Annotated in this window: 6 protein-coding genes and 3 pseudogenes; 8 read left to right on the forward strand and 1 reads right to left on the reverse strand. The window is 75.5% G+C overall.

The features are described from left to right. The 8 genes and pseudogenes from JNW89_RS24205 to JNW89_RS24240 form a co-directional block, all read left to right on the forward strand. A partial coding sequence (locus JNW89_RS24205) for an SbcC/MukB-like Walker B domain-containing protein (protein WP_305070536.1) occupies window positions 1–493 on the forward strand: 493 nt, incomplete at its 5' end. Between the two features lie 16 nt (window positions 494–509). Then, window positions 510–1,476, forward strand: a pseudogene (locus JNW89_RS24210) (hypothetical protein). Next, a pseudogene (locus tag JNW89_RS24215) lies at window positions 1,476–2,334 on the forward strand (spermidine synthase). Before JNW89_RS24210 ends, JNW89_RS24215 begins: the two co-directional pseudogenes overlap by 1 nt. A gap of 80 nt (window positions 2,335–2,414) precedes the next feature. Further along, window positions 2,415–3,113 (forward strand): sigma-70 family RNA polymerase sigma factor, encoded by a 699-nt coding sequence (locus JNW89_RS24220; protein WP_088963279.1) that lies wholly within the window; start codon window positions 2,415–2,417, stop codon window positions 3,111–3,113. Then, a complete protein-coding gene (locus JNW89_RS24225; protein ID WP_238450628.1) occupies window positions 3,110–3,415 on the forward strand; it encodes a zf-HC2 domain-containing protein in 306 nt (101 codons plus the stop codon). The genes JNW89_RS24220 and JNW89_RS24225 overlap by 4 nt, the downstream gene beginning before the upstream one ends. Beyond that, window positions 3,394–3,888 (forward strand): hypothetical protein, encoded by a 495-nt coding sequence (locus JNW89_RS24230; protein ID WP_238450629.1) that lies wholly within the window; start codon window positions 3,394–3,396, stop codon window positions 3,886–3,888. Before JNW89_RS24225 ends, JNW89_RS24230 begins: the two co-directional genes overlap by 22 nt. Window positions 3,889–4,088: 200 nt before the next feature. Next, window positions 4,089–4,736, forward strand: a complete 648-nt coding sequence (locus JNW89_RS24235) for a hypothetical protein (RefSeq protein ID WP_238450630.1) — start codon at window positions 4,089–4,091, stop codon at window positions 4,734–4,736. Window positions 4,737–5,088: 352 nt separating this feature from the next. Then, window positions 5,089–6,008, forward strand: a pseudogene (locus JNW89_RS24240) (DNA-3-methyladenine glycosylase family protein). Window positions 6,009–6,065: 57 nt separating this feature from the next. Here JNW89_RS24240 and JNW89_RS24245 read toward each other — a convergent pair. Continuing rightward, the coding region (locus tag JNW89_RS24245; protein WP_238450631.1) for a DUF1990 family protein at window positions 6,066–6,286 on the reverse strand (221 nt) is incomplete at its 5' end.

Below are 6,286 nucleotides of genomic sequence, written 5' to 3' on the forward strand. Positions count from 1 at the left end.
GGCGCTCGCCGGTCACCTGCGGGCCAACAACTTCGAGCGGTGGCTGCTCGCCGAGGCGCTCGACCTGCTGGTCGACGGCGCCTCCCGGATCCTGCGCGACCTCTCCAACGGCCAGTACGACCTGGTCCACGACAAGGGCGAGTTCGCCGTGGTCGACCATCACGACGCGGGGCTGCGCCGGGGCGTGCGCACCCTCTCCGGCGGGGAGACGTTCCAGGCGTCGCTGGCCCTGGCGCTGGCGCTGTCCGAGCAGCTCGCCGGGATGTCCACCACCGCGGCCAGCCTGGAGTCGATCGTGCTGGACGAGGGCTTCGGCACCCTCGACGCGGCGACCCTGGACACCGTGGCCGCCACCCTGGAGAGCCTGGCCGCCCGGGGCGACCGGATGGTCGGCGTGGTGACCCACGTGCCGGCGCTGGCCGAGCGGATCCCGGTGCGCTACGAGGTCCGCAAGGACGCCCGCACGGCCCGCGTCGAACGGACCGGCCTGTGACCGCGAGGGGTGCGGCGTGACCGGACCGCGGCTCTTCGTCGACGCCTGGGACCCGTCGTACGGGGCCTCCTTCGAGGCGTCGGTGGGTGGGCCGGCGGCGCCGAGCAGCGCCCAGGTCGAGGCGGACGTGGAGCTGCCGGCCGTGGACTGGCGGGCGATCGGCCCCCGTGCGGGCCTGCGCGCGCCGGACGTGGTGCTGCTCGTCGACGGGGTACGCCGGATCGACGCCAGCGTCTGGACGGCCGAGGACGACGGCGCCTCGTTCCCCGGCATCGCCGCCTCGTACGCGGCGGGGTGGTCCGCTGCGACCTGGAGCGGGGCGCGGCCGAGCTGGCGGCGCGCAGGTCGGGCGGGGGCTGTTCACCGCCAGCCCGTCGGCGCAGGAGGTGGTCTGCGGGCGGGTCCGCTACCCGGTGCACCGGGTGGGCGGCACGGGCGAGCTGAGCAAGCTCCCCGCGGCGGTGCAGGCGCCGCTGACCGCGCTGGAGGTGGCGGTCTCCGACGCCGCCCGGGTGGACGGCGACCTGCTGGTGGTGGACGGGCCGCTGCGCAGCCGGCGGCAGCTGCCGCGCACCCTGGGCTACATCAAGACGCAGCACAGCCAGTACCTCGACGCCCGGCTCACCGCGGTGGTCACCGGGCTCGCGCCGGGTGAGCGGTCCCCGGTGTTCCGCCTCGGCACCGCCTGGGGCGGCTGGTCCTGGTACCTGCGGCTGCCGGTGGCGCTCGGCGCGCCCTGGGCCGGCATCGTGCGGATGGAGTGCTCGGCGGAGCTGCCGCCGGAGGAGGCGATCGCGCTGGCCGACCTGTCGCTGGTGACGCTGCCCCGGTTCGCCTCCTCGCCGTACAAGGACCCGCGGGCCCCGCAGAACCTGGTGCCGATCGCCGGACTGGAGCGGCGGCTGCGCGGGCTGCTCGGCGACGCCCGGCTGCTGCACCGGGCGCTGACCATGGCCACCCGGGCCGGCGCGGCGGGCCGCTGATGGGTCGCCGCCGTGGCGACGACCGGGTCGTCGCGCCGGTCGACACCGGCGAGGCCGAGCTGGTGCCGGACCCGGATCGGCCCCGCTCGTGGACCCTGCTGCTCGACGGCGCCCCGCAGTCGCACGTGGATCTGGCCGACCCGACCCACCTGGAGTTCGAGTACGTCCGCCGGATCGGCGCGGCGCTCGACCTGCTCGCCCCGGCCGGCACGCCGCTGCGGGTGCTGCACCTGGGCGGCGGCGCGCTGACCCTGCCCCGCTACGTGCAGGCCACCCGTCCCGGCTCCACCCAGCGGGTGTCCGAGGTGGACGGCGCGCTGGTCGACCTGGTGCGGCGGGCGCTGCCCTGGCCGGCCGATCCCCGGCTGAAGGTGCGGGTCGCCGACGCCCGCGCGACCCTGGCGTCCACCCGGGACGCCGCGTACGACGTGGTGGTCGCCGACGTCTTCGCCGGCGCGCGCACCCCGGCGCACCTCACCTCGGTCGAGTACGCGGCCGAGGTGGCCCGGGTGCTGGCCCCGTCCGGCTGGTACCTGGCCAATCTCGCCGACGGTCCGCCCCTGCGGCACGCCCGGGCCCAGGTGGCCACGGTCCGCACGGTGCTGCCCCGGGCCTGCCTGGTCGGGCGACGCGGCGGTGCTGCGCGGGCGCCGCTACGGCAACCTGGTGCTGGTCGCGGGCCGGGTCGAGCCGCCGGTGCCGGAGCTGACCCGACGCGCCGCGGGTGACTGGTTCCCCGGGCGGGTGGTGGCCGGCGCCGAACTCGACCGGTTCGCCGGGGGCGCGCCGGTGGTGCGCGACGCCGACGCGACCGACTCCACCCCGCCGCCGCCGGGAATTTTTTCGGTACGTCGTTGATCCGCTGGGCCGACCCGCACGTATCACGGGGCGGCCCTCCCCGTGGGCCGGCTGATGTCATTGGGCACCAGGAGGTCTGCATGCACGCGGTCGCGGCCGGCTTGCACGGCGAGATGGCCAGGCCAGGGTGGATGTTCGCCCGGGCCCAGCCCCAGTCCCGTGCCTCGAGGTCGGGCCGGGGGGTCGACGCCGGCCCCACCGATCGCCAGAATGGCCCGGTGACGCCGCGACCGGCGCCCGGACGCCACCAGGCGGCGTCCCCCGAGGCCAGTCATTCCGACCAGCTCGTCCGGCTGCTCTACGCCGAGCACGCCGGGCCGCTGCTGATGTTCGTGATGCGGCTGACCGGCGGTGACCGGCAGCGCGCCGAGGACATCGTGCAGGAGACCCTGCTGCGGGCCTGGCGCAACGCGCACCGCCTCGGCGTGCAGGGCCAGGGCTCGCTGCGGCCCTGGCTGGTGACCGTGGCCCGGAGGATCGCCATCGACGAGCACCGCAGTGAGCAGGCCCGACCGGCGGAGACGTACGACCGGGACCTGACCGCGTTCGCCGAGGCGGACAGCACCGACCGGGTGCTGCGCACCATGACCGTGGCCGACGCGCTGCGTACGCTGAGTCAGTCGCACCGGGAGATCCTGGTGGCCACGTACTTCCGGGGCCGCACGGTGCCGGAGGCGGCCGAGGAACTGGGCCTTCCGCTCGGCACCGCCAAGTCGCGGGTCTACTACGCGCTGCGCGCGCTGCGCACGGCTCTGCAGGAGAGGGGGGTGACGGAATGAGCCGGGCAGACCACATGGACGTTGCCGCGTACGCGCTCGGCGTGCTGGACGAGCAGGACACCGAACGGTTCGAGGAGCACCTCGCCACGTGCTGGGCCTGCGCCGCGGAGCTGGAGACGATGGTCCCGGTGGTGGGGCTGCTCTCCGACATCGACGGCGAGACGATGATGGCGATGGAGCACACCGCCACGACCCGGCCCTGCTGGACCGTACCCTCGTCGCGGTCCGCACCCACCGGCGTCGCGCCCAGTTCCGGCGGGTCTTCGCCACCGCCGCCGCGGTGGTGGCGGTCGGCGCGCTGAGCGGCCTGGGGGTGGCCGTTCTCGACGGCAACGGCGGCAGTGACCAGGTGATCGCCGAGCCGACGGTGACCGCGACGGTGGACGGGCCGGCGAGCCCGGAGCCGACCCGCTCCGGGCCGGCCGTCGGCGGCAACGAGATCGAGGGTGAGCAGCACGACGCCACCGACGGCAGCACCGGGGTGAAGGCCACCCTGTGGCTGGCCCGCAAGGAGTACGGCACCTGGATCGGGTTCAACCTGACCCGGCTGCCCGGTCCGCGCACCTGCCGGCTGGTGGTGGTCCGCAAGAACGCCACCACCGAGGTGGTCTCCACCTGGTCGGTGCCGGTCACCGGCTACGGCACCAACACCAACCCGCAGGACCTCCAGCTGGAGGCGTCGACCTCGGCGCCGGCCAGCGAGATCGCCAAGGTACAGGTGCAGTCGGTCGACGCGAACGGGGTGGCCAGCCCGCTGGTGACCGTCGTTCCCTGACCGGCGAACTCCCGATCGGCGCCGGCCCGCGTGGGCCGGCGCCGTTTCGGCTTTGCCCGGGCGACGCCGACGTGCCTGCACACGTACGCGGACCCGGAACGGTTCAACGGGCTTGAGTGAAATTGCTCACTGTCAATCGTTCAACCTTGACAGTGGACCCTCCGTACTACTCGGTGAACTGCCAAGAATGAGGAGGGCACGTGGCACAGATGAAGCGAACCGTCATCGTCGCGAGCGCGATGGTCGCACTTACGGCCTGCGCTCCCGCGGGTTACGACGGGGCGAACTCCAGCGCTGCCGAGCCGGTCGCCGTCGCCGCGGCCGAGCCCACCGCGGCGGTCGAACCGGAGGCCTCCGCCTCCGCCGAAGCGCCCGCCGCCGAGCAGGCGCCGCCCCCCGCCGACGTGCGCCTGACCGACGAGCTGGTCGGCAAGAAGGTCGCCCGGATGGGCAACGTGGTCACCGACCAGGACGGCTGGATCCTCTACCGCTTCGACAAGGATTCCGACGATCCGCCGTCGTCGAACTGCGTGGACAAGTGTGCCCAGGTGTGGCCGCCCGCGCTGACCGACGGCAACCCGCAGCTGGAGGGCGTCTCCGACGACAAGGTCGGCACCGTCACCCGGCAGGACGGCACCCGGCAGATCACCATCGGCGGCTGGCCGGTCTACCGCTACATCGGTGACAAGAAGCCGGGCCAGTGGAAGGGCCAGGGCGTGGGCGGCACCTGGTTCGTGGTCGACCCGAACGGCAAGAAGAACCTGACCTGCCTGCCGACCGGCACCCCGAAGGCGGTCGCCCCGCCGGCGGCCGGCTCGGACGCGGGCAGCTCCGGCTACACGTACTGATCACCCAGCACCACCCGGGACACGGTGGCCGGTCGCTGCCGGGGAGGGCGCGGCCGGCCATCGTCACAGGTACACCGACGCCGGCGCACCGGCAGCGTCGCGCGTCCGGAGGGTCGTGGCGCCGGTCCGCCGGGGCCGGCGCCACGCGCCGTTCGCCGGACCCTCCCCCACTGATCCCCGGGACGGACGAGGGCGGTGGCGCGCCCGACGCCAGCAGACGCGCCGCCGAGGTCACCCCAACCCGTACCCACGGCCGTACGCGGCCGGTCCGCCCCGGGACGGAGACACCGTCGACGCGCAGGGCGTCGGCGGTGTCGTCCGTCACCGGGGCGGCACGTGGCAGAGTGTCCGGGTGACCTGGACCGAGCCCGCCGCGCGCCGGGCGCTGCGCCCGCCCGCCGACTACCGGCTGGCCGCCTCCGTCCGGTCGCTCACCTTCAGCCCGTACGACCCGTGCGCGCGGATCGCCGCCGGCACCTTCTGGTACGCCACCCGCACCCCGGCCGGCCGGCCACCCTCGCGCTGCGCTCCGGCGGTGGGGAGCTGCTGGCCGAGGGGTACGGCCCCGGGGCCGACTGGGTGGTCGAGCGCGCCGACGCGATCGCCGGGCTGCGCGACGACCTCACCGGGTTCGCCGAGCTGGCCGCCGCGCACCCGCTGGTGGCCCGGCTGGCCGCCGCGCACCGGGGGCGGCGGATGCCGGCCACCGGCCAGGTCTTCCCCCGGCTGCTGCGGGCGATCTTCGAGCAGAAGGTGACCGGCAAGGAGGCGTACCGGGCGTACGCGGCGACCGTCCGGCACTTCGGCGAGCCGGCGCCGGGGCCGATGCAGCCGCTGCTGCTGCCGCCCGGGCCGGAGGTGGTGGCCGCCGCGCCGTACTGGGTCTTCCACCCGTTCGGGGTGGAGCAGCGCCGCGCCGACACGCTGCGCCGGGCCGCCGCCGTCGCCGACCGGCTGGAACGCTGCGCGGACAGCACCGAGGCGACCCGGCGGCTGACCGCGATCGCGGGCATCGGCCCGTGGACCGCCGCCGAGGTGGTTCGGATCGCGTACGGCGACCCGGACGCGGTCAGCGTCGGCGACTACCACGTGCCGAACACGGTCGCCTGGGCGCTGGCCGGTGAGGCGCGCGGCGACGACGCCCGGATGCTGGCCCTGCTGGAGCCGTTCCGGGGGCACCGGGGGCGGGTCTGCGGGTTGCTGGAGGCCGCCGGGATCCAGGCGCCGAAGTTCGGGCCGCGCGCGCCGATCCGCTCCTTCGCCCGCTTCTGATCCCGTCGCTGCCTCGCCGGCCTCGGGCGGGCAGCCGCCCAGGCGTGGCGGGCGGCGTCAGCGCCGGGCGCAGAGGCGGCGCAGGGTACGGCCGAGCCAGTGCGCGTACCCGTGCTGGACGACGCGGCCGGCGGGCCCGGCGGCGCGCATGAACCAGCGGTCCGGCCGGCTGAACGCGGTCACCTCGAACCAGACCGCGCCGGCGTCGTCGCGGGTGACCAGGAAGGCCTCCTCGCCGCGCGCCGGGTGCCCGGGCAGCGTGCCGTAGCCGAAGCCGG

Source organism: Micromonospora sp. 4G55 (assembly GCF_016803375.1).

Excerpts from the sequence above, each read along its gene's own strand:
- JNW89_RS24220 (WP_088963279.1), top strand. The coding sequence starts at position 2,415 with ATGCACGCGGTCGCGGCCGGCTTGCACGGCGAGATGGCCAGGCCAGGG.
- JNW89_RS24225 (WP_238450628.1), top strand. The coding sequence starts at position 3,110 with ATGAGCCGGGCAGACCACATGGACGTTGCCGCGTACGCGCTCGGCGTG.